Source organism: Streptomyces sp. NBC_01298, from assembly GCF_035978755.1.
Taxonomy (GTDB): domain Bacteria; phylum Actinomycetota; class Actinomycetes; order Streptomycetales; family Streptomycetaceae; genus Streptomyces.
The window spans coordinates 4,577,083-4,602,538 of record NZ_CP108414.1 but is presented as its reverse complement, the minus strand read 5'-3'; the positions used below and the strand labels follow the sequence as shown (position 1 = coordinate 4,602,538).

Below are 25,456 nucleotides of genomic sequence, written 5' to 3'. Positions count from 1 at the left end.
TCCCCTACCCGCCCTTCCACCGTTCCCCGGGCTGCGCCCGGACCCCCGGGGGCTGGCCACGGGAGCGGCGCCGCACGCGGAAACGGGTCCGGGCGGAGCCCGGGGAACGGGCGAAGGGCGGGTAGGGGACTTCGCCCCGCGCAGCGGCGGCCCGGGGCTCCGGTTCGGTCAGGTGGTCAGGAGCAGCTTGCCCACGTGGGTGCTTGCTTCCATGACACGGTGGGCTTCGGGGGCCTCGCTCATGGGGTACGTCGCGTGCACCACCGGGTGGATGCGGCCCGTTGCCAGTAGGGGCCAGACGTGTTCGCGTACGGCTGCGACGATCGCGGCCTTCTCCTCCAGGGGGCGGGCCCGGAGCGTGGTGGCGGTGATGGCCGCGCGCTTCGCGAGGAGGGCGGCCAGGTTGAGTTCCGCCTTGACTCCGCCCTGGAGCCCGATGATCGCGAGGCGGCCGTTCACGGCCAGCGCGTCCACGTTCCGGGTCAGGTACTTCGCGCCCATGATGTCCAGGATCACGTCCGCCCCGGCGCCGTCGGTGGCCGCCCGGACCTCCTCGACGAAGTCCTGCTCGCGGTAGTCGATCAGGATGTCGGCGCCCAGTTCGGCGCAGCGCGCCAGCTTCTCCTTGCCGCCCGCCGTGACGGCGACCCGCGCGCCCACGGCCTTCGCGAGCTGGATCGCCATCGTCCCGATGCCGCTCGATCCGCCGTGCACCAGCAGGGTCTCGCCAGGGCGCAGACCGGCCACCATGAACACGTTCGACCAGACCGTGGAGACGACTTCAGGTAGGGCCGCCGCCGTCACCAGGTCCACGCCCGCCGGGACGGGCAGCAGCTGGCCCGCCGGGACGGCCACCCGCTGCGCGTACCCGCCGCCGGAGAGCAGCGCGCACACCTCGTCGCCGACCGACCAGCCGGAGACCCCGGCCCCGATCGCGGAGATCCGCCCGGAGCACTCGAGGCCGGGATGGGGCGAGGCGCCAGGCGGAGGGTTGTAGAACCCCTGCCGCTGCAGGACGTCGGCGCGGTTCACGGCGCTCGCCGCCACCTCGACGAGGACCTCGCCGTCACCGGCCACCGGGTCGGGTGCTTCGGCCCACACCAGGGACTCGGGGCCGCCGGGCTGTTCGATGGTGATCGCATGCATGGCCGGAGGTTACCGCCCCCGGCCCCCTCGGCCCGCGCGGTCCGGTTGGTCCGCTCAGTCCGGCGAGCCCAGGACCACGGGCGGCGTGGCCGACGGGGCCGCGCGGACGATCGTGATGACACGGTCCGTCAGTTGCAGGGGACTCGCGTGCGGATCGTCGTACGGGAGCAGGCGGTGGCCGCGCAGGACGCTGACGACCAGGTCGTCGGTGTCCCGGACCGATTTGCCGACCTCCCCGCGGTTCACCGGACGCTCGATCAGATCGAGGCCGCTGCCCTGCTGGATGAGGTCCTCCATCACCGTGCCCGCGCTCGGGCTGAGCACCGAGAGTCCGAGCAGCCGGCCGGCCGCGCTCGCGCTGGTGATGACGGCGTCCGCGCCGGACTGCTTCAGCAGCGGCGCGTTCTCCTCTTCCCGCACGGCCGCCACGATCTTCGCGCCGCGGTTGAGCTGGCGGGCCGTCAGGGTGACCAGGACCGCCGTGTCGTCGCGTTGGGTGGCGATGACGATCTGACGGGCCTTCTGGATCTCGGCCCGCAGCAGGACGTCGGAGCGCGTGGCATCGCCGACCACCCCGGTGAACCCCTCCGCGTTGGCGATGTCGATCACCTTGGCGCTGGGGTCGACGATGACGACCTGGTCCTTGCTGAGCCCGGTGGACAGCAGGGTCTGCAGGGCGGAGCGGCCCTTCGTGCCGAAGCCGACGACGACCGTGTGGTCTCGCAAGTTCTTCCTCCAGCGGCTGAGCCGCCACTCTTCCCTGGTGCGCTCGGTGAGGACTTCCAGGGTGGTGCCGACCAGGATGATCAGGAACAGCACGCGCAGCGGGGTGATCAGCAGGACGTTGACCAGCCGCGCGCTGTCGCTGTACGGGACGATGTCGCCGTAGCCGGTCGTCGACAGGGTGACGGTCGCGTAGTAGACGCAGTCGAGGAAGTCGACCTTGTCGTTGGCGTTGTCGTGGTAACCCGCGCGGTCGATCCAGACGATCAGGACCGTCAGGGACATCACGAACAGCGCCATCAACAGCCGCCGGGAGACCTGCCGGAGCGGTTTCTCGACGATGCGCTTGGGCAGTTTGATGCGGCGCGATACGAGCTTCTCGTCGGCGCCGCGTGCCATCGCGTCGGATCCGTGAAGTTTCACGTGAAACATCCCCCCGAAGCCCAGGGGAGATCGAGGATCTCCAGCTCCTGCCCGGACCGTGCCCCGTTCGGGGGTACGACGGCCAGCGCGTCGGCGGCGGCCACCCCGCGGAGCATCGCCGGCCCGTTGTAGCGCAGCGGTACGGCGTGGTCCTCGGTCAGCAGGACCGGTACGAGCCGGGTGTCGTGCGGGTGACCGGGGACGTCGCCCTCCACCGGGACCACGTAGCGGGGGCGCGGGCGCCGCCCGGCGAGGGCGCGCAGCAGCGGTTCGGCGAGGGTGAGCAGCCCGGAGACGGCGGCCAGCGGGTTGCCGGGCAGCCCCACCAGGTGGCGGACCGGGTCCTGGCCGGGGGTCCCGCCGCCGATGCGGGCCAGCAGCATCGGGTGCCCGGGGCGTACGGCCACCCCGTCGACGAGCAGCTCGGCGCCTGCCTTGGCGAGCACGGGGTGGACGTGGTCGACGGGGCCGGAGGCGGTGCCGCCGGTGGTGATGAGCACGTCGGCGGTGGAGCCGGTGACGGCCGCCAGCAGCGCTTCGGCGCCCTGCGGGTCGTCGCCGAGCCGTCGGACGGAGACGACCTCGGCGCCGAGCCGGGTCAGCCAGGGGCCCAGCATGGGGCTCAGGGCGTCACGGATGAGGCCGTCGTGCGGGGGGCCTTCGGTGAGCAGTTCGTCGCCGAGGACGAGGATCTCCACGCGCGGCCGGGGCCGGGTGGTGAGCTCGTCGTACCCGGCGGCCGCCGCGAGGCCGAGGACGGCCGGGGTGACCAGGGACCCGGGGGGCAGCAGCAGGTCGCCGGTGCGGCACTCCTGGCCGCGCGGGCGGATGTCCTGTCCGGTGACGACGGGCCGCTCGGCGTACAGCAGGGTGCCGGCCTCGCGGGAGTGCTCGCTGCGGATCACGGCGCTGGTGTCCGCGGGGATCCGGGCGCCGGTGGCGATCCGTACGGCTTCGCCGTCCGCGAGGGGTGCGGGGCGCTCGCTCCCGGCCAGGGCGCTCTCGCCGGGGCGGATCGTCCAGGGGCCGGGCCCGGCGACGGCCCAGCCGTCCATCGCGGAGGTGTCGAAGGACGGCAGGTCGCCCAGGGCGTCGAGGGGCGCGGCCAGCACCTCGCCGAGGGCGGCCGCCAGGGGGACCCGGTGGGTGCGGCCGCGGACGGCCGAACCGGCGCGGGTGGCGGTCTCCCGGGCGCGGAGCCAGGACGCGGCGCGGTGGCCGCCGGGGGCGGGGGCGGGGCCTCCGGCGGTGTCGGCGCGCGGGTCGGCGCGTGGGTCGGCACGCGGGGCGCGGCTGACCAGGGCGAGGGCCTGGTCGAGGTCGCGGTCGGCGTCCGCGGCGGCGGGGTCGGCGGCGGGGTTGGCGGTCATCCGGAGCCGGTCGCTTCGGGGCCGGTCGCTTCGGGCCCGGTGGTCTCCGGGGCTTCCGCGGCCCAGCGCAGGGCCAGTTCGGCGGCCTTGCGGGAGGCCTCGGCCACGGCCTGTTCGGGGTCTGCGCCGGTGGCTTCGGCGTGGGCCGCCGCGTAGCCGACGAGGAAGGTCGTCAGCGGGGCGGCGGGCCGGGCGACGCCGTGCGCGGCGTCACGGGCGAGGTCGAGCAGGGTCTTGGTGTCGACGGCGACGTCGATGCCCAGCTCGTTCTTGACGGCGGTGATCCATTGCTCCAGCACGGTTCCATGCTCTCTGATTCGGGCGCGGGCGGCGGCGAGATCGTCCCAGGTGTCGCAGTCGAAGGAGGCGAGCGGGGCGGCCGCGGTGACCGGGGTGAGGTCGAGTTCGGCGGTGAGGGCGCGCAGGGGGAGGCCGTTCACCGAGCCGTGTTCGGTGGCCAGCAGGGCGATTTCCCTGCGCAGGGGCTCGGCGCGGTACGCGGCGACCAGGGGCTGGTCGCGGCCGCCCGGATCCCGGAGCAGGGCTCCGTCACGGGCCTGCTGTCCGGGCGCGTCGAGGGCACCGAGCAGGGAGCCGACCGTGTCCCGGTCCAGGAACGGCAGATCGGCGGAGAGTACGAGGACCAGCGGGGCGGTGGTGTGCCGCAGCCCGGCGTCCAGCGCGGCGAGGGGGCCGCCGCCGGGGGGGTCCTCCCGGGCCCAGTGCACGGGCCTTGCGGTGGGCCTGCGGCCGGCGACGACGACGGTGGTGCGGGCGTCCGCGCAGGCGTCCAGGACGCGGTCGAGGAGGGGGCGGCCGCCTACGAGGAGGCCGGGCTTGTCGGCTCCGCCGAGGCGTTTTGCGGCGCCGCCCGCCAGGACGATGGCGTCGTAGGTCATTCCCCGAGTATGCGGGGGGTCGGGGCCGGATGGCCTGTGGCGTTTACCGGGCTCTTAACCCGGTCCCCGCGGGGTGGCTGGGGGTGTTCCGCTGCGCGGGGCGGAGTTCCCCTACCCGCCCTTCGCCCGTTCCCCGGGCGCTGCCCGGACCCCGGTCCTCAAGCGCCGGACGGGCTGGAGGGGGTACCGGGCTGCGCCCGGACCCCTCTGGGGTTCCGCCCCAGGCCCCGGTCCTCAAACGCCGGACGGCTGGATTGGCACGGGCGGGCTGGGAGGGGTACCGGGCTGCGCCCGGACCCCTCTGGGGCTCCGCCCCAGAACCCGGGCCCCGAACGCCGGACGGCTGCAAAGCCAGAACCCGGGGCTCGAACGCTGGGCGGCTGGAAGGCCAGGCCCTGGGCCTCGAAGGCTGGGTGGCTGGCAGGCCAGACCCCGGGGCTCGAAGGCTGGGTGGCTGGAAGGTCAGGACCGGGACATGGGGCCGGGGCCGCCGTGGGCGGCCCCGGAGGGGTGGGGCGGGGTGGGTTAGAGGTACGGGCCCGAGCGGATGGCGCCGTGGGGGCCGTCCTCGTCGTCCTCGTGGGAGGAGCCCGGCGGGAGGGCGCGGCGCATCTGTTCCAGCTGGGCCCGCGCCGCCATCTGCTGCGCGAACAGGGCCGTCTGGATGCCGTGGAACAGGCCTTCCAGCCAGCCCACCAACTGGGCCTGGGCGATGCGCAGTTCCGCTTCGGAGGGGATCGCCTCCTCCGTGAAGGGGAGGGACAGGCGCTCCAGTTCCTCGACCAGCTCGGGAGCCAGGCCGTCTTCCAGCTCCTTCACGGACGCCGCGTGGATGTCCTTCAGACGGACCCGGCTGGCCTCGTCCAGAGGTGCGGCGCGTACCTCTTCCAGGAGTTGCTTGATCATGCTGCCGATCCGCATGACCTTGGCGGGCTGTTCGACCATCTCCGTCACCGGGACCTCGCGCGACTCGTCATCGGCGCCGCCGACCGGCATCCCGTCCTGCCCCACGATCAGGCCGGGCGGGGGGCTGTCCTGCGACCGTTCACTCCTCGGCATCTCCATGCCGTCATTCTCTCGCACACCTTCGTATTCACACGGTGTGCCCCCGCACGGGCGTGATCCACCCTGTGCGGGGGCACCAACCGGTGCCGGAATCGTCAGGCCTCGCGGCGGGCCAGCGCTCCGCTCGAACGGGTGACCAGGGCCGCCAGCAGCGCCGCGCCCACCGGGACGACGATCAGCAGGCCGCCCAGCGTGGTCCACGGCACCGCGATCGGGATGTACGGGAGGGACTCGGTGGCCAGCTCGTACCCGCCCTCGATGCCGGACCGGACCATGTCGGCCGCGGCCCGCCGTTCGGTGAGCCGGAGCCCGACCGCGGGCAGGAGGCCGGCGGCCGAGCCGAGGATCACGCCCATCAGGGCGACCACCCCGCACTGGAAGCCGCTGAGCGTGCGCCGCACCCGCGGCGGTGCGCCGACCGCCGCCAGGGTCTTCAGGTCGCCCTCGGCGTCCGCCTGGGCCAGGCCGGTCGCGATACCGGCCGCGCCGATGGTGACCAGGCCCGCGAAGACGGTCAGGACGAGCATGACCAGGCTGTCGTCGCCCTCGTAGCCCTTCTCGATCCGGACGCTGGTGTCCACGCCCAGCTTGTCGAGGGCCCCCTCGAGCCGCTGGCGCTGCTCGGAGCTCGCGTCCCCGTCGAGGGTGAAGTACGAGCCGAAGGGGACGGTGGCGATGCCGGCGCTCTTCGCCGCCGCGGGCGGCAGCACCAGCTCCACGCCGTAGCCCTTCACCGAGTCGGGGACCTGGTACGCGGCGAAGACCTTGTCCTTGCCCGGCGGCGGCTCATCGGGTGCGGAGCCGGGAGGGGTCTCGCCGCGGCCCTTGACCAGCCGCACGGTGACCTTGCCGTCGCGCACCTGCTGCTTCTTGAAGGAGACGGCCTTGCCCGCCTTCAGCGCGGCCGCGGCGCCCGGGTCCTCGACCCCCAGGACCGACATCAGCTTCTGGTCGGCGACGACCAGGGAGTACTGGACGCCGAAGCGGTCGTGCTGACACCGCCAGTCGGCCATCAGCTTCTTCCGCTCGGCCACGGAGAAGGACTCCGATCCGTTCGGGGCCGAGTAAAGGGGGCAGCGCTGGTCCTTCGGGATGATGATCTCGGCCTGTCCGCACTCCGCGTCGTCCCCGTACGGGGAGCAGCCCGGCTTGCCGACGACGAGACGGTCCACGTCGGCCCGTACGGCCAGCGGGAGTTCCTTGGAGAGGGTCTCGCGCACCGCGGGCACGTCCCGGTAGGCGGTGAACTCGTTGCTCTCGATCAGGCCGGAGCCGTACGGGAGCTGGGCGACGTACTCGTGCCGTGCCTGGATCTCCCTGCTGTGCTGGTACGTGGCCACGGCGACGGTGCCGGCGACGGCGGCCAGCACGGCGGCCACGGCGGGGGCGGTGCGCCCCCGGTTGCGGACGGCGTCGCGCAGCGCGAGGCGGGGCGACAGCGGCAGCCACCGGCCGGCCCGGCCGAACAGGCCGACCAGGGTGGGGGTGAGGGCGACGACGCCTAGCTCGGCGATGGCGCTGCCGCCCGCGACGACGGTGGAGCCCATCTCGGAGACGGAGCCGAACAGGGCGATGGCGGCCCCGCCCGCGATGGCGATCAGGCCGAGGACGGGCAGCACCCGGTTGGCCCGGCGCACGCCGCGGCGGCCGGTGAGGGAGGCCAGTACGGTCTGCCGGGAGGCGTTGACGGCCGGGACGATCGCGGCCAGCAGGCCGGTCAGGACGGCGAGCAGGCCGATGCCGAGGAGCTCCAGCGGGCGGACGTCGAAGCTGCCGAACCGGTTGCCGATCGTGTCCTCCAGCACCGGGCGGAGCGCGATGGTGAGGGCGATGCCGACGGCGGTGCCGATGACGGCCGCCGCGGCGCCGATGACGAGGCCGCCGGAGAGGACGATGGCCCGGATGTGCCGCCGGTCACCGCCGTTGGCGCCGACCAGGCCGAGCTGGCGGCGCGAGCGCCGGGCGCCGACCGCGAAGGCGGGTCCGGCCAGCAGGCAGATCTCCAGCATGGCCAGGCCCACGACGGTGGAGACGATGGCCAGTTCGGTGGCTCCGAGGGTGGCGCCGGGCTGCCACAGGTCCTTGGGCTGCTGCGTGTAGAGCGGCACCTCGGAGTCGGCCGGCGGGTCGAGGAGCACGACGCGCGACTCGACGAGGAGGTGCAGCTTGGCGTTGGTCTCCTTGACCATGTTCCACGTGAAACCTTCGCCGCCGACCTTCACCAGGTACACGTCCTGGGGGTCCAGGCCGGTGCCGCCGGCGGCCTTGCGGTCCCGGTCGAGGGGGGCGAGCAGGGTCCCCGGCAGGGCCAGGAGCTGCGAGTTGTGCAGGTCGTCGGGCATCTCGTAGACGCCGACGATCTTGTACGAGGCGGTCGACTCGCGCGGGGTCACGCTGGAGCCGAGGAAGTACCCGGACTCCTTCAGGAAGGCGCCGGTGGCGAGGATCTCGCCGGGAGCCTTCGGCAGCCGGCCGCGCTCCAGCGTCCACAGACCCTTCACCAGCGGGCTCGCCAGGTCCACCTCGCGGAGCTCGGCGTCCAGGATGCCGTACCGGCTGCGGACCTTGGCATAGGTCTTGCTGTCCTTGACGGACTGCATTGCGGCCGGGAGCTCGGGCTCGGCGGCGGGCTTGTCCATGCCGCCGGAGCTCTCGTTGTACTTCTCGTAGCCGCCGACCGGGGCGTAGTTCTGCGCGTCGGGGCTCTGGTAGAGGGGCGCGTTCATGTGGGACGAGGTCAGCTTGGCGTCGGCGGCGCCGAGCACCCGGTCGAGGTGCTGCTCGGTGGAGAGTTCCGAGCTGCGGATGGTGACGTCTACGGCGCTCACGCCGACGATCGGCAGGGCGATCATGGCCAGGACGAGGGCGCTGCGGCCCTTGGAGCGCCAGGCGTCGCGGCGGGCTATCCGGATCGCCGCGATCCAGGAGTGGTACGTGGAGATCACTGAGCGGCCGCCTGCCCGGAGAGCAGGGAGTCGGCCTGGCTGCGCAGGGTCTCGTCGACGACGCTGCCGTCGCGCAGGAACACCACGCGGTCGGCCCACGCGGCGAAGCGCGGCTCGTGGGTGACCAGGATCCCGGCCGCGCCGGCGTCGCAGCGCGAGCGCAGCAGGGCGAGCACGGACTCACCGGTCTCGGAGTCCAGGGCGCCGGTCGGCTCGTCGGCGAGGACCAGGCGGCGGTCTCCGACCAGCGCGCGGGCGATGGCCACGCGCTGCTGCTGGCCGCCGGACATCTCGTCGGGGAAGCGGTCGGCGAGCTGTCCGAGGTTCATCTCCTCCAGGGCCGCGAGCGCCGAGACGCGGGCCTTGCGGGCGGAGACGCCGTCGAGTTCGAGCGGCAGGGAGACGTTCTCGGCGGCGGTGAGCGCCGGGATCAGGTTGTAGTCCTGGAAGACGTACCCGATGCTGCGGCGGCGCAGGGCGGCCAGCTGCTTGCGGCCGGCGGTGGTGATGTCGGTGCCTTCGACGATCACCCTGCCGCCGCTCGGGGTGTCGAGTCCGCCGGCGAGGGTCAGCAGCGTGGACTTGCCGGACCCGGAGGGGCCCATGACGGCGACGAGTTCGCCGGGGTACACGGAGAGGTTGATCCCGCGCAGGGCGTGCACCTCGGTGGCGCCGCTGCCGTGGGTGCGGACGAGCTGGTCCAGCTGCAATACGGGCTGGTCGGGCATGAAGGGTTCCCCCCTGGGACGTGGAGCGGTGGTTCAGACCCGCCGCGTACGGGCGGTACGGGAAAGAGACCGGTCGGTGGTCGTGGGTGTGGTCGGGTCGGTGGCGGCCTCGGGCGGCTCGGCCTCGGCCGGCGCGCGCTCCCCGCGCGCGGACAGCCGTACGAGCCGGGACTCGCAGTGGTCGAGCCAGCGGGCCTCGGCCTCGGTCTGGAAGATCAGCTGTTCCAGGACCAGCAGCCAGGCGATGTCGTCACGCTCGCCGGAGCGCCCGCTCTCGATGGCGGCGAGCGCCTGCGCCTTGAGCCGGGTGTAGTCCTGCATGGCCTGGACGGTGGCGTGCCGCTGGGACTGGATGACGGCACGGATGTCCACGCCGGGTGCGCCGACGGCCATGGCGAGCTTGATGGCGAGCTCGTCGCGGGGCGGGTTGGCCCGGTCGACGGGACGCTCGTACCACGCGTGCAGTTCGTGGCGCCCGGTCTCGGTGATGGCGTACAGGGTGTGCCCGGCGGTGTCCTCGCCGCCGGGGGCGACGAGGCCGTCACGCTCCAGGCGGGCGAGCGTCGTGTACACCTGCCCGACGTTGAGGGGCCAGGTGGAACCGGTGCGGGACTCGAATTCGGTGCGGAGCTGAGAGCCGTACCTGGGGCCCCGTTCCAGTAGGGCGAGAAGGCCGTGGCGGATCGACATACTCAGTATGTATACCGAGTATGCCCGGCTCCGCAACCATCCTGAGGCGTACGTCCCAGGGGGGACCGGGGGTGCGGCCGTGGGTGGGAGCGGGGGTCGGGGCGGTGGCTACATGCCCCGGCGCAGCCGCATTCCCATGAATCCGAGACCCAGCCCCATCAGGGCGAATCCCGTTCCGAGCGGCAGCATGTGCGCGGCCAGGTCGGCGGCCCGCTCGTTCGGTTCGGTGCCGAGCGCGCCGACCATCGGGGTCGCCGTGGGCTCGGTGGGGATCGCGGGAACCTGCGGGAGCGGCTCGGTGCGCGGGTGTGCGGGGACGGGGCGCGCGGCGAGCACGGTCTCGGGATTGGCGGGTTCGCCCACCGGCCGCCCGGGCCGGTCCCGCCCGGATCCGGCCGCGGTTCCGGCGAGGTCCTCGAAGGCCCGGTCGGCCGAGGTCGCGGGTGACGCCGCGGCGTCGCCCGACGGCGACGCGGCGGAGGCGGAGGCGGAGGCGGAGAGGGCGGCGGAGAGGGCGGCGGAGGAGGAGAAAGCTGCGGAGGAGGAGAAAGCGGAGAAAGCCGAGGAGGAACCGGAGGCGGCGGAGAGGCCGTGGGCCGCCGACGACGCCGCGGCCTGCGCGGGCGCCGTGATCAGCAGCGCGGCTGTTGCCATCGCTGCCCCGGCGGTCCAGCGCAGCGCGCGGGCGTAGGTCACGGACTCAGATTTACATAACCGGACAAAAGCGGCATCCCGTACAGGCCGTTCGGGACGCCGCCCCCCTCAGAAGGTCGACGCCGCGCCTATTCCGGGTCGCCCGTCGAGATCCACAGGGTGATGGTGTCCTTCGTCGGGTCGAACGACGAGCCGTATTCCGGCTGCTGCTGGACGACGGTCCCCTCGCCGTAGATCGCCTCGTCCTTGGGCTTGGGGTCGTACTTCCAGCCCGCGGCCCGGATGCACGCCTTCACCGAGACCTGGTCGATGTACCGGAAGTCCGGTGCCTTCACCTTGGCCGGGTCGCGGTCGTCCTTCGACGCCTCCTTGCACTTCTCTTCCTTGATCGTCTTCGAAGGGTCCGGACCCTTGTGCCCGGCCTTCGCCGGAGCGGAGGCCGAACCGGACGCCGAAACGGAGGACCCGGGGGTCGACGGCCCGGCCTTGTCCTTGTCGTCGTCGCCGCCCATCTTCAGTACGGCGATCAGCCCGCCGATGGCGACCAGCGCCACCACGACGGCCCCGATCACCAACGGGTTGCTCTTCTTCCGGCCGGTCCCGCCGCCCGCACCGGTTCCGCCGTGCCCGCCCTGCGGCGAGAGCGTGTACGGAGGCGGGGTCGAGGCCGAAGCCGCGTACGGAGCCGGGGTCTGGGGCTGCTGGTGCATCGGCTGCTGCTGGTGCTGCTGCGGGTACCCGTACGCCCCCGACTGCGGCCCCGGAGGCGGCGTCGGCGCGTAAGCGGAGGGCACCGGGGTGTGCGGTGCCTGGTAAGGCTGCTGCACCGAGTGCGGCGGCGCCTGGAGGGCGGAGTCCACCGGCGGGAACACGGCCGAGCCGAACCCGGCGCCGCTGTTCGTGGGGTGCGCGCCCGGGACGATGACCGGGGCTCCGGCGTGCCCGGCGCCCGCCACCCGCGCGACCTCGTCGAGCATGGCGGCGGCGGTGGGGAAACGCTCGTTCGGGTTCTTCTTCAGGGCCCGCGCCACCAGCGCGTCCATCGCCGGGGTGACCGAGCGGTTGATGGTGGAGGGCGCGACCGGCTCCTCCTGCACGTGCGCGTACGCCATGCCCAGGGCCGAGTCGGCGACGAAGGGGACCCGCCCGGTCAGCAGCTCGAAGAGCATGATGCCCACCGAGTACAGGTCGGAGCGGGCGTCCACGGCCCGCCCGAGCGCCTGCTCGGGGGAGAGGTACTGCGGGGTGCCGACGACCATGCCGGTCTGCGTCATCGAGGTGACCCCCGACTGCATGGCCCGCGCGATGCCGAAGTCCATGACCTTCACCACTCCGCGCCGCGTCATCATGACGTTGCCCGGCTTGATGTCGCGGTGGACCAGCCCCATCTCGTGGCTGCTCTCCAGGGCGGCCAGCACGTCGGCCGTCACCTTCAGCGCCTTGTCGGCCGGCATGGCCCCGTACTGCCTGATGTCGCCGTCGAGGACGGAGCCGAGCGGCTGCCCCTCGACGTACTCCATGACGATGTAGGGCATGACCGAGCCGTCGGCCGCCGCGGGGTTCGCGAAGGAGACGACCCCCTCACCGGTGTCGAAGACCGAGACGATATTGGTGTGCGACAGTTTCGCTACAGCCTGCGCCTCGCGCCGGAAGCGTTCGCGGAAGGACTGTTCGCGTCCCAGTTCGCTGTGCAGGGTCTTGATGGCGACCTGGCGGTCGAGTGCCGAGTCGTAGGCGAGGTAAACGGAGGCCATGCCTCCCTCGCCGAGCAAGTCCCTCAGCTGGTAACGGCCACCGGCCAAAGAGCCGCCCGCGTACTGGCCCTGAGTGCCGTCCTGGCTCATGACTGTTGCTTCCCCTCGGGATGGTCCCCACGCCCCTGGCTGAGCGCATGTCGGCCTCAGTCTGCCGGAGGGCAAGCACACGTCAAGCCAGGTTCCCGTTCCGTGACCACAAGGCCACAGGGGGTCCACAGGCGCCTTATGAAGGGTCCTTGTCCGAACGGTGACCGGTTCTGAGGCTGTAGCGTTCGTCGGAGCACACGATGAGGACCCATCCGCTGAGCGGCGGCCGAGACAGACGACGGTGAGGACTGATGGCACCCGAACCCGAGGGAAGCGGCGCCGGGATGGCAGAGGGTCCTGAGCACTGGGGCGCGGGCGGCCTGGTGGGAGACGGCCGTTACCGGCTGACCCACCGTCTGGGCCGGGGCGGCATGGCCGAGGTCTTCGCCGCGGAGGACGTCCGGCTGGGCCGGACCGTCGCCGTCAAGCTGCTGCGCCCCGACCTGGCCGAGGACCCGGTGTCCAAGGCCCGTTTCACGCGCGAGGCGCAGTCGGTCGCCGGCCTCAACCACCATGCCGTGGTGGCCGTGTACGACTCGGGCGAGGACCGGGTCGGCCCGAACGTCGTCCCCTACATCGTCATGGAACTGGTCGAGGGCCGCACCATCCGCGACCTGCTGATCAGCGCCGAGGCCCCGGGCCCCGACCAGGCGCTGATCATCACCTCGGGTGTGCTCGAAGCGCTCGCCTACTCGCACCAGCACGGCATCGTGCACCGCGACATCAAGCCCGCCAACGTGATCATCACGGACACCGGCGCGGTCAAGGTGATGGACTTCGGCATCGCGCGCGCCCTGCACGGCGCGCAGTCGACGATGACCCAGACCGGCATGGTCATGGGCACGCCGCAGTACCTCTCGCCCGAGCAGGCCCTCGGCAAGGCCGTGGACCACCGCTCCGACCTGTACGCGACGGGCTGCCTGCTCTACGAACTCCTCTCGCTGCGTCCCCCCTTCACCGGGGAGACCCCGCTGTCGGTGGTCTACCAGCACGTGCAGGACGCGCCGATCCCGCCCTCGCAGCTGCCGGAGGGCGGCCAGATCCCGCAGGAGCTCGACGGGCTCGTCATGCGGTCCCTCGCCAAGGACCCGGACGACCGGTTCCAGAGCGCCGAGGAGATGCGCGGGCTGGTCCAGTACGCCCTGCAGATGCTGCACGACCAGGGGGCCAACACCGGCACCTGGAACACCGGCCCGGTCACCATGGCGCTGCCGCACGGGCGCGGCCCGGCGCAGACCACGGCCATGGCGACGCCCGGCCAGGGCCAGCCGCCGTACGGCTCGCACTCCAACACCTCGCAGTTCCAGCAGCCGATGGTGCCGCCGCTGAACCCGGACGACGGCTCCGCCTACCCGGGCGGTGGCGGCAACGGCCACGGCGGGAACGGCGGGTACGCCCCGTACGACGAGCGCCCCTCCGGCGGCGGTGGCTGGAAGCTGTGGCTGTTCGCGGTGCTCGCCGTCCTCGCGGTCGCGGGCGGCGTGGCGTACGCGGTCAACAACTTCGGCGGCGACAAGAAGGATCCCGGTACGAGCACGAGCTCGCCGGCGACTTCCCCGTCCTCCTCGGCGAGCTCGGAGCAGAGCAGCCCGACGCCGGAGAAGTCGAACTCCGAGTCGGCGCCGCCGAGCTCGTACACGCCCGGTCCGAGCCGCAGCAAGTCCTCGACGCCGAGCTACTCGTACTCGCCGTCGTACACCCCGTCGCCGACGCCCACGCCGACCCCGACGCCCACGCCGACGCCCACGCCGACGCCCACGCCGACGCCCACGCCGAAGCCGACGCCGCCCCCCGTGACGAAGACGCCTGACCCCGATGGGCCCGAGGAAGGCTCGGAATAGCCCTGAGTGACGAAGAACGGCCCGGCGGCCCCTCTCGATGAGTGGGCCGCCGGGCCGTTCCTCTCGGGACCAAAGTCCCGCGGGTGCCGCTCAGAGCGCGTGCTGGTACTGCCGGTCCAGGTTGCCCGCGAGGGTGTGGACGGTGACCAGGTGCGGCTCGATCCGCATGTAGACGGGGTCGAAGACCGCGCCGTCCACGAAGTGCGGACCGGGTCCGAACAGTTCCAGTTCGGCGGTGGTGGGTTCGACGAGGTTCGCGGTGCCGGTGAACTGCACCGACCACAGCTGGGACTCGCCGGAATTGAAGTTGTCGGCTCCGTACGAGACCACGCTGCCGTTGCAGGCGTGGTGATATCCGAAACCGGCGTGCATTCTCAGGACGACCTTGCCGTTCACCACGATGTGGCGCGCGACGGCGAGGAAGGGCAGCGCGCGCATGCTGGTGGCGGCTCGGCCGTACGGCACGCGGCGCAGCAGTTCGATGGCGTGGAGTTCCTCTGGGGACATGTCATCCACTGTCGGCTACCGACACCCTGCCGGGAAAGAGGAGCCCGCCCCGCAGATCAAGGACGTTGGTCCCGAATTAAACAGTGCGCCCCGTGGAATCGTGCGACCACGGGGCGTCACACTGGGTTACGAAATCCCAGGCGCGACTAGGCCGTCTCTTTCGGATCTTGCCGGGCCCGCGACGCCTGGCACCGCGCCTGGCCGCACTGCCGAGGCGACCACGTACGCCCAGTACGCGAGCGCCCCGACAGCACGCCCAGGCACGGCACCAGGCGCCGCGGACTCGGCCGACAAGATCCGAAAGAGACGACCTAGCGCCCCTTCTCGGCCTGCAGGCGGGCCACGTACGCGGCGGCCTGGGACCGGCGCTCCATGCCGAGCTTCGACAGCAGGCTGGAGACGTAGTTCTTGATGGTCTTCTCGGCCAGGTGCAGCCGCTCGCCGATCACGCGGTTCGTCAGGCCCTCGCCGATCAGGTCGAGGATCTTGCGCTCCTGCTCGGTGAGGTTGGACAGCCGGTCGTCGCCCTTGCCGTTCTTGCCGTCGCGCAGCCGCTCCAGGACCCGGGCCGTGGCGACGGGGTCCAGCAGGGACTTGCCGGCCGCGACGTCACGCACCGCGTTCAGCAGCTCGTTGCCGCGGATCGCCTTCAGCACGTAGCCCGAGGCACCGGCCATGATCGCGTCGAACAGCGCCTCGTCATCGGCGAACGAGGTGAGCATCAGGCACTTGATGTCCTCGTTCTGGGAGCGCACCTCGCGGCACACTTCCACGCCGCTGCCGTCGGGCAGCCGGACGTCGAGGACGGCCACGTCGGGGCGGGTGGCGGGGATCCGGACCAGCGCGTCGGCGGCCGTACCGGCCTCACCCACGACCTCGATGTCCGATTCCATCGACAACAGCTCGTGAACACCCCTACGCACCACTTCGTGGTCGTCCAGGAGGAATACCTTGATTTTTCCGTTTTCGCGCACGAACTCAGTTTCACACACTCACCCCTTCCCTGCCGGAGACGAGCGGGATAACGTGCCGTTGTTCCGGCCCCCTGCAAGGCTGTGACCAGTGGTTGTTCCCGGTTCCGCCGATTTACTTGGAAATCCAAGCAAAATCGCAGGTCAAACGGGGTTTCGCAGTTATGCGACGCACTGGGTAACGTGCATTGCGCAGGGCACTCGCCGGGGCACCTGTCACGCCTGAATCCCAGACCCGAAGCGCACCCACCCCGTGCGCGGGCAGAGATACAGGTGAGCCGCACTGGTCCCCGGAGAACCCGGGTGCCGGACCGACGGAGGAGCAATCGTGACCGTGGAGAGCACTGCCGCGCGCAAGCCGCGCCGCAGCGGCACCAAGCGGCCGGCCGGCGCGGCAAGCGCCGCCAAGCCCGCCGCTGCCACCGCGAAGACGCATGACGCCGAGCCTCAGCTCGTACAGCTGCTGACGCCCGAGGGGGTGCGCGTCGACGTCGCGGATAATCCCGACGTCGCCGAGTTCGCGCCCTTCGTCGCCGACATCACCACCGATGACCTGCGCGGTCTGTACCGCGACATGGTCATGACCCGCCGCTTCGACGGCGAGGCGACCGCCCTGCAGCGCCAGGGCGAGCTGGGCCTGTGGGCCTCGCTGCTCGGGCAGGAGGCCGCCCAGATCGGCTCCGGCCGGGCCCTGCGCGACGACGACTACGTCTTCCCGACCTACCGTGAACACGGTGTGGCCTGGTGCCGCGGGGTCGACCCGACCAACCTGCTCGGCATGTTCCGCGGTGTGAACCACGGTGGCTGGGACCCGACCACCAACAACTTCCACCTGTACACGATCGTCATCGGCTCCCAGACGCTGCACGCGACCGGGTACGCGATGGGCGTGGCCAAGGACGGCGCCGACTCGGCCGTCATCGCCTACTTCGGCGACGGCGCGTCCAGCCAGGGCGACGTGGCGGAGGCCTTCACCTTCTCGGCGGTCTACAACTCGCCCGTGGTGTTCTTCTGCCAGAACAACCAGTGGGCCATCTCCGAGCCCACCGAGCGCCAGATGCGCGTACCGCTCTACCAGCGCGCGCAGGGCTTCGGCTTCCCGGGCGTCCGGGTGGACGGCAACGACGTGCTGGCCTGCCTCGCGGTCACCCGCTGGGCACTGGAGCGGGCCCGCCGGGGAGAGGGGCCCACCCTGGTGGAGGCCTTCACGTACCGGATGGGTGCGCACACCACCTCCGACGACCCGACGAAGTACCGGCGCGACGAGGAGACGGCGGCCTGGGAGGCCAAGGACCCGATCCTGCGCCTGAAGGCCCACCTGCTGGCCACCGGAGGCGCCGACGAGGCGTACTTCGAGCAGCTGGAGGTGGAGAGCGAGGCCCTCGGCAAGCGGGTGCGCGAGGTCGTGCGCTCGATGCCCGACCCCGACACGATGGCGATCTTCGAGAACGTCTACGCGGACGGGCACGCGCTCGTCGACGAGGAGCGCGCGCAGTTCGCCGCCTACCTCGCGTCCTTCGAAGGCGGGGAGTGACCGTCATGGCCGTACAGAAGCTCACCATCGCCAAGGCGCTCAACGACTCCCTGCGCAAGGCCCTGGAAGAGGACCCCAAGGTCCTGATCATGGGTGAGGACGTCGGCAAGCTCGGCGGCGTCTTCCGCATCACCGACGGACTCCAGAAGGACTTCGGCGAGGAGCGGGTCATCGACACCCCGCTCGCCGAGTCGGGCATCGTCGGCACCGCGATCGGCCTGGCCCTGCGCGGGTACCGGCCGGTCGTGGAGATCCAGTTCGACGGGTTCGTCTTCCCCGCGTACGACCAGATCGTCACGCAGCTCGCCAAGATGCACGCGCGCTCGCTCGGCACCATCAAGATGCCGGTCGTCATCCGCATCCCCTACGCGGGCGGCATCGGCGCGGTCGAGCACCACTCGGAGTCCCCGGAGACGCTGTTCGCGCACGTCCCGGGCCTGAAGGTGGTCTCGCCGTCCAACGCCAGCGATGCCTACTGGATGCTCCAGCAGGCCATCCTCAGCGACGACCCGGTGATCTTCTTCGAGCCGAAGCGCCGCTACTGGGACAAGGGCGAGGTCGACTTCGAGGCCATCCCCGACGCCCTGCACGGCTCCCGGGTGGCCCGTACGGGCACCGACATCACCCTCGCGGCCTACGGGCCCATGGTGAAGGTCTGCCTGGAGGCCGCGGCGGCCGCCGCCGAGGAGGGCAAGTCGGTGGAGGTAATCGACCTGCGCTCGATGTCCCCGGTCGACTTCGACGGGATCCAGGCGTCGGTGGAGAAGACCCGCCGGCTCGTGGTGGTCCACGAGGCGCCGGTGTTCCTCGGTGTGGGTTCGGAGATCGCCGCTCGCATCACGGAGCGGTGCTTCTACCACCTGGAGGCGCCCGTGCTGCGCGTGGGCGGTTACCACGCCCCGTACCCGCCGGCCCGCCTGGAGGACGAGTACCTGCCGGGCCTGGACAGGGTGCTCGACGCAGTCGACCGCTCGCTGGCGTACTGAGGAGAGCCCTGCGATGACGATCCGCGAATTCAAGATGCCCGATGTGGGCGAGGGCCTCACCGAGGCCGAGATCCTCAAGTGGTACGTCCAGCCGGGTGACACCGTCACCGACGGCCAGGTCGTGTGCGAGGTGGAGACGGCGAAGGCGGCCGTCGAGCTGCCGATCCCCTTCGACGGGGTCGTGCACGCGCTCCTCTTCGAGGAGGGCGTCACGGTCGACGTCGGCCAGGTCATCATCTCGGTGCGGACTGCCTCCGGCGGTGACGCGGGGGAGGCTGCTTCGGCTGTCGCCGGTGCTCCGGCCGCTGCTGCCGTTCCGGCTGCGACGGCGGACTCGGAGGCCGCCGGAGGCGCCGAGGACGCGGCCCCCACGGCCCGCCAGCCCGTCCTGGTCGGGTACGGAGTTTCCACCGCTTCCACGAAGCGCCGCCCGCGCAAGGCACCGCAGCCGGCGGTCGCCGCGCAGAACGGCACGGGTATCGCGCAGTCGGCTCCGGTCGCTCCCGCCGCCCCACAGTCCGTAGCGGTCCCGGCCCAGCCGGGGACGACCGGCGCGCAGCCCCCGAGCGGCACGGCCACCCCGGTCGCCGGTTCGAGCGCGGCCCGCGCACTGGCGAAGCCGCCGGTGCGCAAGCTCGCCAAGGACCTCGGCATCGACCTGGCGGCGGTGGTCCCGACCGGCGACGGCGGGGTCGTGACCCGTGAGGACGTGCACGCGGCGGCCGCGGCGGCCATCGCCCCGCAGGCCGTTTCCCCGGCGGTCCCGGTGGCCCAGGCGGCTCCGGCGGCTCCCGTACAGGCCCAGGCCCAGGCTCCGGCCCAGGCCTCGGCTCCGGCCGCGGCGGCCGGCTCCGCCCGCGAGACCCGTATCCCGGTCAAGGGCGTCCGCAAGGTCACCGCGCAGGCCATGGTCGGCTCCGCCTTCACCGCGCCGCACGTCACCGAGTTCATCACCTTCGACGTGACCCGCACGATGAAGCTGGTCCAGGAGCTGAAGGAGGACCCGGACCTCGCGGGGCTCCGGATCAACCCGCTGCTCCTGATCGCCAAGGCCGTCCTCGTGGCGATCCGCCGCAACCCCGACGTCAACGCGTCCTGGGACGAGGCGGCCCAGGAGATCGTGCTCAAGCACTACGTCAACCTGGGCATCGCGGCGGCCACCCCCCGCGGGCTGATCGTCCCGAACATCAAGGACGCGCACGCCAAGACGCTCGGCGAGCTGTCGCAGGCCCTGTCCGGGCTGGTCGCCACGGCCCGCGAGGGCAAGACCTCCCCGGCCGACATGCAGCACGGCACCATCACCATCACCAACGTCGGCGTCTTCGGCGTCGACACCGGTACGCCCATCCTGAACCCCGGAGAGTCCGCGATCCTCGCGGTCGGCGCGATCAAGCTCCAGCCGTGGGTCCACAAGGGCAAGGTCAAGGCCCGCCACGTCACCACCCTGGCGCTGTCCTTCGACCACCGTCTCGTCGACGGCGAACTCGGCTCCCGCTTCCTCGCGGACATCGCCGCCGTCCTGGAGCACCCGCGCCGTCTGATCACCTGGTCCTGACGGCCCGGCGGACCGGCCTCCGGGTAGTGCTCCCGGAGGCCGGAATTCCGTACCAAACCGCCCCTGACGTGCGGAAACTCTTTGTGGAGCGCCGTCATCCGGTGTGATCATCGGCCCATGCACTTCCGCGCTGCCACAGCAGACACCGCCGACATGGACCGCGCCCTCGCCTACCCGGCCGACGGCCCCGTCCCCGCCCTCACCCCCGAGAAGATCCGCGAAGAGCTCGCCGCCGGCCAGATGCGCCCCGAGTGGACCTGGTTCGCCGAGGACGAGAACGGCGAGATCCTGGCCCGCGCCCTGTGGTGGGGCCGCGCCGACAGCGAGCGCCCGATCGCGCTCGACTGCCTTCAGGTACGGAGCTCCGTGGCCGACCCGGCCGCCGTCGCCGCCGGGCTGCTCACCGCCGGGCACGAGGCCTTCGGCAAGGCCCCCGACTACAACGTCTCGCTCCCGCGAGACTGGCGCACCTCCCCGGACGGCCTGGCCGACGCGGTCGCCTGGCGGCAGAAGGCCGCCGCCTCCTCCGGCCTGGTCCGCGAGATCGAGCGGCTCCGCTTCGAGTGGACCCCGGCCGCCGGTACCGCCGAGCCCACCGGCCGCCTCGTCTTCCGCGAAGGCACCGACGAGGAGTTCCTCGAAGCCTTCGTCCGCCTCTCGGCCGGCAGCCTGGACCTGCACACGCAGAACGAGCTCCGCACGACCGACGCCGAGGAACTGGCGCGCGACGACATCGAGTTCTACACCGACTGCCCGGGCGAGCGCTCCTGGTGGCGGCTGGCCCACCTGCCCGACGGCACGCTCGCCGGCCTGGCGATCCCGTCCGCGACCCCGTACCACCGCAACGTCGGCTATCTCGGCGTGGTCCCCGAGCAGCGCGGCAAGGGCCTGATCGACGAGATCCTCGGCGAGATCACCCGCTTCCACGCCTCCGAGGGAGCCGACCGCATCACCGCCACCACGGACACCGTGAACGCCCCGATGGCCGCCGCCTTCACCCGCGCCGGCTACGAGGTCACGGAGATCCGCCTGGTCCTCGAGGCACCGGCCGCGGCGACCGGCTGACCTGGGCGCTGGTGGCGGGGCCACCACGCCGCGGCCTCCCGGGCGGTGTGGATGGTGGCCCGGTCACCATGCGCCGGAGCCGCCGGCCGGTCCGGGCGGGGCCTGCCGGGCCGGACCCCCTCCGGCCAGGCGAAAGCCCGTACCGCGGTCCCCGTCGGGCGATCCGCGGATCGCCGCGGGACATGCCGGTCTGATGGTCCGCCCTGCACGCACGGGCGAATGTGTGTGACGGGTCCACCTGGTTCTCGGACCGCTCCCAGCCGCAGGGTTGAGGAGCGTCGGAGATCACGGGGGAAGGGATGGATCCGCAATGACCGTCACGAGTCTTGACCGACCGGACACGCTGAGCAGCCGGTTCGTACCGGACCTGATCGTGGGCGAGCTCTGTGCCGAGCTGTTCGCCTCGCTGCCGCGGAGCGACCAGCGGCGCAAGGGGGAGCTGTACTTGCGGGGCCTGCTCCAGGCCGAGGGGCGCAAGTCGATCCGGAACATCGCCGCGTACGTCGGAGACCGGGCGGCCGAGCAGAGCCTGCACCACTTCGTCGTCTCCTCCACCTGGGACTGGGGCCGGGTGCGGGCCGCGCTCGCCGGCTACCTGGAGCGGTCCCTGCGGCCGCAGGCCTGGGTGGTGCAGCCGATGGTGATATCCAAGGCCGGCACCGAGTCGGTGGGCGTCGACCGCCGGTTCGTGCCCGAGCTCGGCCAGGTGGTCAACAGCCAGGCCGCCTACGGGGTCTGGTCGGTCGGCGAGGGACAGAGCTGCCCGGTGAACTGGCGCCTGACCCTCTCCCGGAAGTGGCGGGACAGTCTCGGCCCGCTGTCCCCGACCACCGACGACTCCGAACTCGCCTCCACCCCACTGGAGTTGATCGCAGGAGCCGTGGAGGAACTGCGGGGCTGGGTGGGCCAGACCCGCCGGCCCGTGGTGCTCGACCTTCCCGACCTCGATCCGGCGGCGGTCGCCCGGCGCTTCGAGCCGAGCGGAACGCACTTCGTGGCGACGGCCCGCGGATCCCTGCGGGTCCGGTGTGTGGACGCGGTCCTGCCGGGCGCGGCCAACCGCGAACTCGCCGCGCACCAGCTGCTCCTGATGGCCCGCACCCTGCGCCGGCCGGTGAGCTGGCGCGACCCCTCCACCGGGCGGCCTCGCGTCAGCCTGGTGGTGGCCGTACGGGTGGAGCTGCCGAACGCTCCCCGGCCACAGCTGCTGTTCGGCGAGTGGAGCGATCCGCGTGGCTGGCCGGACCAGTGCTGGATCACCGATATGACACAGGCGCACCCGAGTTCGCTGCTCCGGCTGGCGAAGCAGGCACGGCAGGTCGAAGCCGACTTCACCGGCGTCGCCCAGAAGGTGGGCCTCACCGACTTCGGCGGGCGCTCCTTCGAGGGCTGGCACCGGCACACCACCCTGGCCTCCGCCGCGCACGCGGTCCGGGTCCTCACCCAGCGGACCGCGGACCACTAGTGAGGCCGCCGCGGGGACCGGCCGGGACCGGCCGGAACCGGCCGGGATCGGGCGGATCAGGCGGATCCGCTGATGGGTTGCCTGTTCTGCCGCCGCCGCTCCTGGTTGAGGGCCTGCCGGGTGCGCTGCAACTGGAGGGCGAGCTGCACCTGGAGGGCCTGGGTCGGCTTCTGCCAGTCCTCACCGAGGATCTCGGTGATCCGCTCCAGCCTGCGGGAGACGGTGTTGGGGTGGACGTGCAGCGACTCCGCCGCCCGGGACGGGCTGTTGGCGGAGGCGAAGTACGCCTCCATGGTGCGGATCAGCTCGGTGTACTGCTGGTCGTCGTAGTCGAGCACCGGACCGATGGTGTCGTTGATGAACCCGGCGATGTTCGGCTTCTCGGAGAGCAGGACACCGAGGAAGCCGAGCTCTTCGGGGGAGGCGCTGCTGCCGGGCCCGGTGAGCGCGGCCACCGCGTCCAGGCAGCGCCGGGCCTCCTGGTAGAGGTGCACGATCCCCGCCGGGCTGTCGGTGGGACCGGCCGAACCGGCGGTCACCGGCTTGCCGAGCACCTCGGAAAGCTCCTTGGCCGCCGTCCTGGCGATGTCGCCCGCCGCGGTGCCGGGGAGCAGCAGCACCACGAGGTCGCCGTCCACGCTCTTGAGGCCGTGGTGGCGGTTGGCGTACGAGGCGGCCCAGGCGGCCACGCGGCCCTGGACCCCGCCCTCGGGGCGGGCGATCACGATGACGTGGGGTTCGTCGAGGTTGAGCCCGAGGCGCCGGCTCTGCTCCGCGATCAGCGTTGGCGACAGCGACGGGCCGCGCAGCAGGTCGTGGAAGAACTCGTCGCGTATGTGTCCTTCGGCGGCGGCCATGCCCTGGTTCATCAGCAGGACGACGGCGGTCACCTGGGCGGTGAGTGCGAGGAGTTGCAGGCGGTGGTCGGTGACCGGGGTGTCGGTGGCCAGGACGAGCGTGCCCAGCATCTCGTCGCCCGCGGCGATCGAGGCGACCCACACCCCGTCGCCCGCGTTCCGGGGCAGTCGGTCGGTGTGCGCGTCCAGCAGGGCGGTACGGATCCGGGTCTCGTCGAGTTCCGGGAGACCGGCGCCCGGGCAGGCGAGGGTCCGGCCGGCCGAGTCCCGTACGAGGAGGGTGCCGGCGAGGTCCTTGGCCGCCTCGGCGGCCAGGTTGCCGAGACCGCCGCCGCTCAGCACGAGGTCGAGCAGGCGGCCGTGCGTCTCCCGGAGCCGGCGGGCGGTGGTGGAGGAGTCCAGGGCGCGGGAGGTGCCCTGTTCCAGCTCGACGACCTCGTACCGGGTCTGCTCCAGCAGCCGGGCCTTCTCGATCGCGACCGTCGCGAGGTCGGCGAGGGAGCTCATGAGGGAGGTCTCGTCGGGCGTGAAGTGCCTGATGTTGCGGTCCGCGACGTACAGAGAGCCCCAGGTGGTGCCCTCGTGCCTGAGCGGGATGGCCATGACGGCGCGCAGGCCCTCGGCCTGCACCACTTCGTCGATCACCTTGCTGTGCCGGAAGCTCTGGTCGTTCATGTAGTCGGCCGACCAGAACGGCGAGGCTCCGTCCACGGCCCGCTTGCCGACGCCGCCGTCCAGCGGGACGGCGAACCCGATCGTCAGCGCCGAGGCGTGGCCGTCCGCGGAACGCACCAGGGAGCACCCGCTCTCGGCGTCGTCGAGGGCGACCCAGGCCATGTCGAGCCCCAGCAGCAGCCGGGCCCGCCGCGTGATGACCTTGAGCAGGGCGTCCACGTCGTACGGAAGCGTCAGGTCGCGCGCGGTGTCCACGAGCGCGGCGAGGCCGGCCTCGCGCTGCTGGCGCCGGACGAAGAGTGCCCGCACTCCGAGGCTTTGGTCCCTCGCCTTGGTCAATTGGGCGAGGGCGGCCCCGGACATGCCGGATTCGCGCGCCTTTCGTACTACTTCCTCGAATGCGGCCGCAGGCGCCTCTCTGTTCAGCAGTTCCAGCATCTCGTAGGCATGGTCGACCACGTCTATACCGCCCCCCGGGTAACAAGCCGTTCACAACCGGACCTTTGACGGTCCAATTGCTCTCTGGCCTGCATGAACGTAGCTCTTTAGGCAAGATCTGGTCAAGAATCTCTAGGGTGTTGCTCGAGGTCAGAGACGCGGAGGGTGATCGGGCCACCACTCCCCATGACCGATGCTGTCATCTGGACACCTTCTGGCAGACGCTGCCGCGACGGCAATGTGATCACCGAGCGCTCCGGTGCCGTCACCAGCGCGACCATGACTGCCGATGTTGGAGAAGTCCCATGCCCCAGGTGTCCGAGATCCACGACGCGGCCCGGCTCAAGAGCTTTGAGCGGTCCCTGCTGCGCAGCCACCTGTCCCTGACCCGGGAGGACCGCCCGCAGGAGTTCACGCTGGCGGGCCGGAACTGGGACCTGTTCGACGAGGTCTTCGCCCCCGTCTACTCCCCCTCCACCGGGATCGCCCTGGAGCTCCTGGGGCTCGGCCACCCGCAGGAGACCCCGCGTTCGGGTGCCTTCATGGAGGTCGGCTGCGGCACCGGGGTGGTGGCCGTGATGAGCGCGCTGGCGGGTTACGACCGTGTGGTGGCGGCCGACATCAGCCCCTCCGCCGTGGAGAACGCGCACGTCAACGCGGACCGGCACGGGGTGGCCGACCGTCTGCGGGCCGTGCACAGCGACTTGTTCTCGGGGCTGGCCGAGGACGAGCGCTTCGACGTCATCTTCTGGAGCTCCAACTACGTCATGGGCCCCGAGAGCTACGAGTACAAGTCGGTGCACGAGCGGGCCTACGTGGACACCGGCTACCAGACGCACCGCCGGTTCCTGGAGCAGGCCGTGCACTGGACCACCCCGGGCGGTTCCGTACTGCTGCACTTCAGCGACCGCGGGGACCTGGCCGCCCTGCACGAGATCGCCGCCGACTGCGGACGCGAGCTGCGCCTGGTGGCGGGCCAGCGGGTCCGTGAGGGCGAGTACGGCGAGGACATGGTCGAGCACATGCTCCTCGAGATCCTGCCGTTCGGAGTCTGAATCAAAACCGGGGGAGTTAC

Annotated in this window: 20 protein-coding genes; 7 read left to right on the top strand and 13 right to left on the bottom strand. The window is 71.9% G+C overall.

Features of this window, described 5'->3' with window-relative positions; all coding sequences use genetic code 11:
• Positions 1–168: 168 nt before the first annotated feature.
• The 10 genes from OG730_RS20805 to OG730_RS20760 all read right to left on the bottom strand — a co-directional run bounded on the left by OG730_RS20805 (position 169) and on the right by OG730_RS20760 (position 12,487).
• The gene (locus OG730_RS20805; protein ID WP_327305655.1) at positions 169–1,146 is read right to left on the bottom strand and encodes an NAD(P)H-quinone oxidoreductase; all 978 of its coding nucleotides are present in this window, start codon (positions 1,144–1,146) and stop codon (positions 169–171) included.
• Between the two features lie 54 nt (positions 1,147–1,200).
• Positions 1,201–2,301, bottom strand: a complete 1,101-nt coding sequence (locus OG730_RS20800; RefSeq protein ID WP_327305654.1) for a potassium channel family protein — start codon at positions 2,299–2,301, stop codon at positions 1,201–1,203.
• A complete protein-coding gene (locus OG730_RS20795) occupies positions 2,289–3,662 on the bottom strand; it encodes a molybdopterin molybdotransferase MoeA (protein WP_327305653.1) in 1,374 nt (457 codons plus the stop codon). Before OG730_RS20795 ends, OG730_RS20800 begins: the two co-directional genes overlap by 13 nt.
• A complete protein-coding gene (locus tag OG730_RS20790; RefSeq protein WP_327305652.1) occupies positions 3,659–4,561 on the bottom strand; it encodes an NTP transferase domain-containing protein in 903 nt (300 codons plus the stop codon). Before OG730_RS20790 ends, OG730_RS20795 begins: the two co-directional genes overlap by 4 nt.
• Before the next feature lie 525 nt (positions 4,562–5,086).
• Entirely contained in the window at positions 5,087–5,626 is a 540-nt protein-coding gene (locus tag OG730_RS20785; RefSeq protein WP_266906713.1) for a bacterial proteasome activator family protein, read from the bottom strand.
• Between the two features lie 95 nt (positions 5,627–5,721).
• A complete protein-coding gene (locus OG730_RS20780) occupies positions 5,722–8,571 on the bottom strand; it encodes an ABC transporter permease (RefSeq protein ID WP_327305651.1) in 2,850 nt (949 codons plus the stop codon).
• Positions 8,568–9,299 carry an ABC transporter ATP-binding protein gene (locus OG730_RS20775; RefSeq protein ID WP_327305650.1) on the bottom strand — a complete coding sequence of 244 codons (732 nt, stop codon included), beginning with the start codon at positions 9,297–9,299 and terminating at the stop codon, positions 8,568–8,570. Before OG730_RS20775 ends, OG730_RS20780 begins: the two co-directional genes overlap by 4 nt.
• A gap of 33 nt (positions 9,300–9,332) precedes the next feature.
• A complete protein-coding gene (locus OG730_RS20770) occupies positions 9,333–9,989 on the bottom strand; it encodes a PadR family transcriptional regulator (protein ID WP_327305649.1) in 657 nt (218 codons plus the stop codon).
• A gap of 108 nt (positions 9,990–10,097) precedes the next feature.
• Positions 10,098–10,685, bottom strand: coding sequence for a hypothetical protein (locus OG730_RS20765; protein ID WP_327305648.1), 588 nt, complete (start codon positions 10,683–10,685; stop codon positions 10,098–10,100).
• A gap of 86 nt (positions 10,686–10,771) precedes the next feature.
• Positions 10,772–12,487 (bottom strand): protein kinase domain-containing protein, encoded by a 1,716-nt coding sequence (locus tag OG730_RS20760; RefSeq protein ID WP_327305647.1) that lies wholly within the window; start codon positions 12,485–12,487, stop codon positions 10,772–10,774.
• Positions 12,488–12,738: 251 nt separating this feature from the next.
• On the opposite strand from OG730_RS20760, the gene OG730_RS20755 reads away from it, so the two are divergent.
• Positions 12,739–14,328 carry a protein kinase domain-containing protein gene (locus tag OG730_RS20755; RefSeq protein WP_327305646.1) on the top strand — a complete coding sequence of 530 codons (1,590 nt, stop codon included), beginning with the start codon at positions 12,739–12,741 and terminating at the stop codon, positions 14,326–14,328.
• 90 nt (positions 14,329–14,418) lie between these two features.
• On the opposite strand, the gene OG730_RS20750 is transcribed toward OG730_RS20755, so the two are convergent.
• Both OG730_RS20750 and OG730_RS20745 read right to left on the bottom strand, forming a co-directional pair.
• A complete protein-coding gene (locus OG730_RS20750) occupies positions 14,419–14,835 on the bottom strand; it encodes a pyridoxamine 5'-phosphate oxidase family protein (protein WP_327253906.1) in 417 nt (138 codons plus the stop codon).
• Positions 14,836–15,146: 311 nt separating this feature from the next.
• On the bottom strand, positions 15,147–15,809 hold the full coding sequence (locus OG730_RS20745; protein WP_266906697.1) for a response regulator: 663 nt from the start codon (positions 15,807–15,809) through the stop codon (positions 15,147–15,149).
• A gap of 325 nt (positions 15,810–16,134) precedes the next feature.
• On the opposite strand from OG730_RS20745, the gene pdhA reads away from it, so the two are divergent.
• The 5 genes from pdhA (at position 16,135) to OG730_RS20720 (ending at position 22,411) form a co-directional block, all read left to right on the top strand.
• Positions 16,135–17,340: a pyruvate dehydrogenase (acetyl-transferring) E1 component subunit alpha gene (pdhA, locus tag OG730_RS20740; protein WP_327305645.1), complete on the top strand. Its 1,206-nt coding sequence runs from the start codon at positions 16,135–16,137 to the stop codon at positions 17,338–17,340.
• A gap of 5 nt (positions 17,341–17,345) precedes the next feature.
• Entirely contained in the window at positions 17,346–18,326 is a 981-nt protein-coding gene (locus OG730_RS20735) for an alpha-ketoacid dehydrogenase subunit beta (RefSeq protein ID WP_327305644.1), read from the top strand.
• A gap of 13 nt (positions 18,327–18,339) precedes the next feature.
• Positions 18,340–19,881: a dihydrolipoamide acetyltransferase family protein gene (locus OG730_RS20730; RefSeq protein ID WP_327305643.1), complete on the top strand. Its 1,542-nt coding sequence runs from the start codon at positions 18,340–18,342 to the stop codon at positions 19,879–19,881.
• Positions 19,882–19,998: 117 nt separating this feature from the next.
• On the top strand, positions 19,999–20,946 hold the full coding sequence (locus tag OG730_RS20725) for a GNAT family N-acetyltransferase (protein WP_327305642.1): 948 nt from the start codon (positions 19,999–20,001) through the stop codon (positions 20,944–20,946).
• Between the two features lie 310 nt (positions 20,947–21,256).
• Positions 21,257–22,411 carry an IS701 family transposase gene (locus OG730_RS20720; protein ID WP_327305641.1) on the top strand — a complete coding sequence of 385 codons (1,155 nt, stop codon included), beginning with the start codon at positions 21,257–21,259 and terminating at the stop codon, positions 22,409–22,411.
• A gap of 56 nt (positions 22,412–22,467) precedes the next feature.
• Here the strand turns inward: OG730_RS20720 and OG730_RS20715 are convergent, their stop codons facing one another.
• Entirely contained in the window at positions 22,468–24,402 is a 1,935-nt protein-coding gene (locus OG730_RS20715) for a helix-turn-helix domain-containing protein (protein ID WP_327305640.1), read from the bottom strand.
• A gap of 284 nt (positions 24,403–24,686) precedes the next feature.
• Here OG730_RS20715 and OG730_RS20710 point away from each other — a divergent pair, with 284 nt between their 5' ends.
• On the top strand, positions 24,687–25,436 hold the full coding sequence (locus OG730_RS20710; RefSeq protein ID WP_327305639.1) for a methyltransferase domain-containing protein: 750 nt from the start codon (positions 24,687–24,689) through the stop codon (positions 25,434–25,436).
• Positions 25,437–25,456: the final 20 nt, after the last annotated feature.

Coding starts and splice junctions, on each gene's coding strand:
- OG730_RS20785 (WP_266906713.1), bottom strand. CDS start 5,626: ATGGAGATGCCGAGGAGTGAACGGTCGCAGGACAGCCCCCCGCCCGGC.
- OG730_RS20800 (WP_327305654.1), bottom strand. CDS start 2,301: ATGTTTCACGTGAAACTTCACGGATCCGACGCGATGGCACGCGGCGCC.
- OG730_RS20795 (WP_327305653.1), bottom strand. CDS start 3,662: ATGACCGCCAACCCCGCCGCCGACCCCGCCGCCGCGGACGCCGACCGC.
- OG730_RS20710 (WP_327305639.1), top strand. CDS start 24,687: ATGCCCCAGGTGTCCGAGATCCACGACGCGGCCCGGCTCAAGAGCTTT.
- OG730_RS20755 (WP_327305646.1), top strand. CDS start 12,739: ATGGCACCCGAACCCGAGGGAAGCGGCGCCGGGATGGCAGAGGGTCCT.
- OG730_RS20760 (WP_327305647.1), bottom strand. CDS start 12,487: ATGAGCCAGGACGGCACTCAGGGCCAGTACGCGGGCGGCTCTTTGGCC.
- OG730_RS20730 (WP_327305643.1), top strand. CDS start 18,340: ATGACGATCCGCGAATTCAAGATGCCCGATGTGGGCGAGGGCCTCACC.
- OG730_RS20735 (WP_327305644.1), top strand. CDS start 17,346: ATGGCCGTACAGAAGCTCACCATCGCCAAGGCGCTCAACGACTCCCTG.
- OG730_RS20790 (WP_327305652.1), bottom strand. CDS start 4,561: ATGACCTACGACGCCATCGTCCTGGCGGGCGGCGCCGCAAAACGCCTC.
- OG730_RS20805 (WP_327305655.1), bottom strand. CDS start 1,146: ATGCATGCGATCACCATCGAACAGCCCGGCGGCCCCGAGTCCCTGGTG.
- OG730_RS20750 (WP_327253906.1), bottom strand. CDS start 14,835: ATGTCCCCAGAGGAACTCCACGCCATCGAACTGCTGCGCCGCGTGCCG.
- OG730_RS20775 (WP_327305650.1), bottom strand. CDS start 9,299: ATGCCCGACCAGCCCGTATTGCAGCTGGACCAGCTCGTCCGCACCCAC.
- OG730_RS20770 (WP_327305649.1), bottom strand. CDS start 9,989: ATGTCGATCCGCCACGGCCTTCTCGCCCTACTGGAACGGGGCCCCAGG.
- OG730_RS20725 (WP_327305642.1), top strand. CDS start 19,999: ATGCACTTCCGCGCTGCCACAGCAGACACCGCCGACATGGACCGCGCC.
- OG730_RS20720 (WP_327305641.1), top strand. CDS start 21,257: ATGACCGTCACGAGTCTTGACCGACCGGACACGCTGAGCAGCCGGTTC.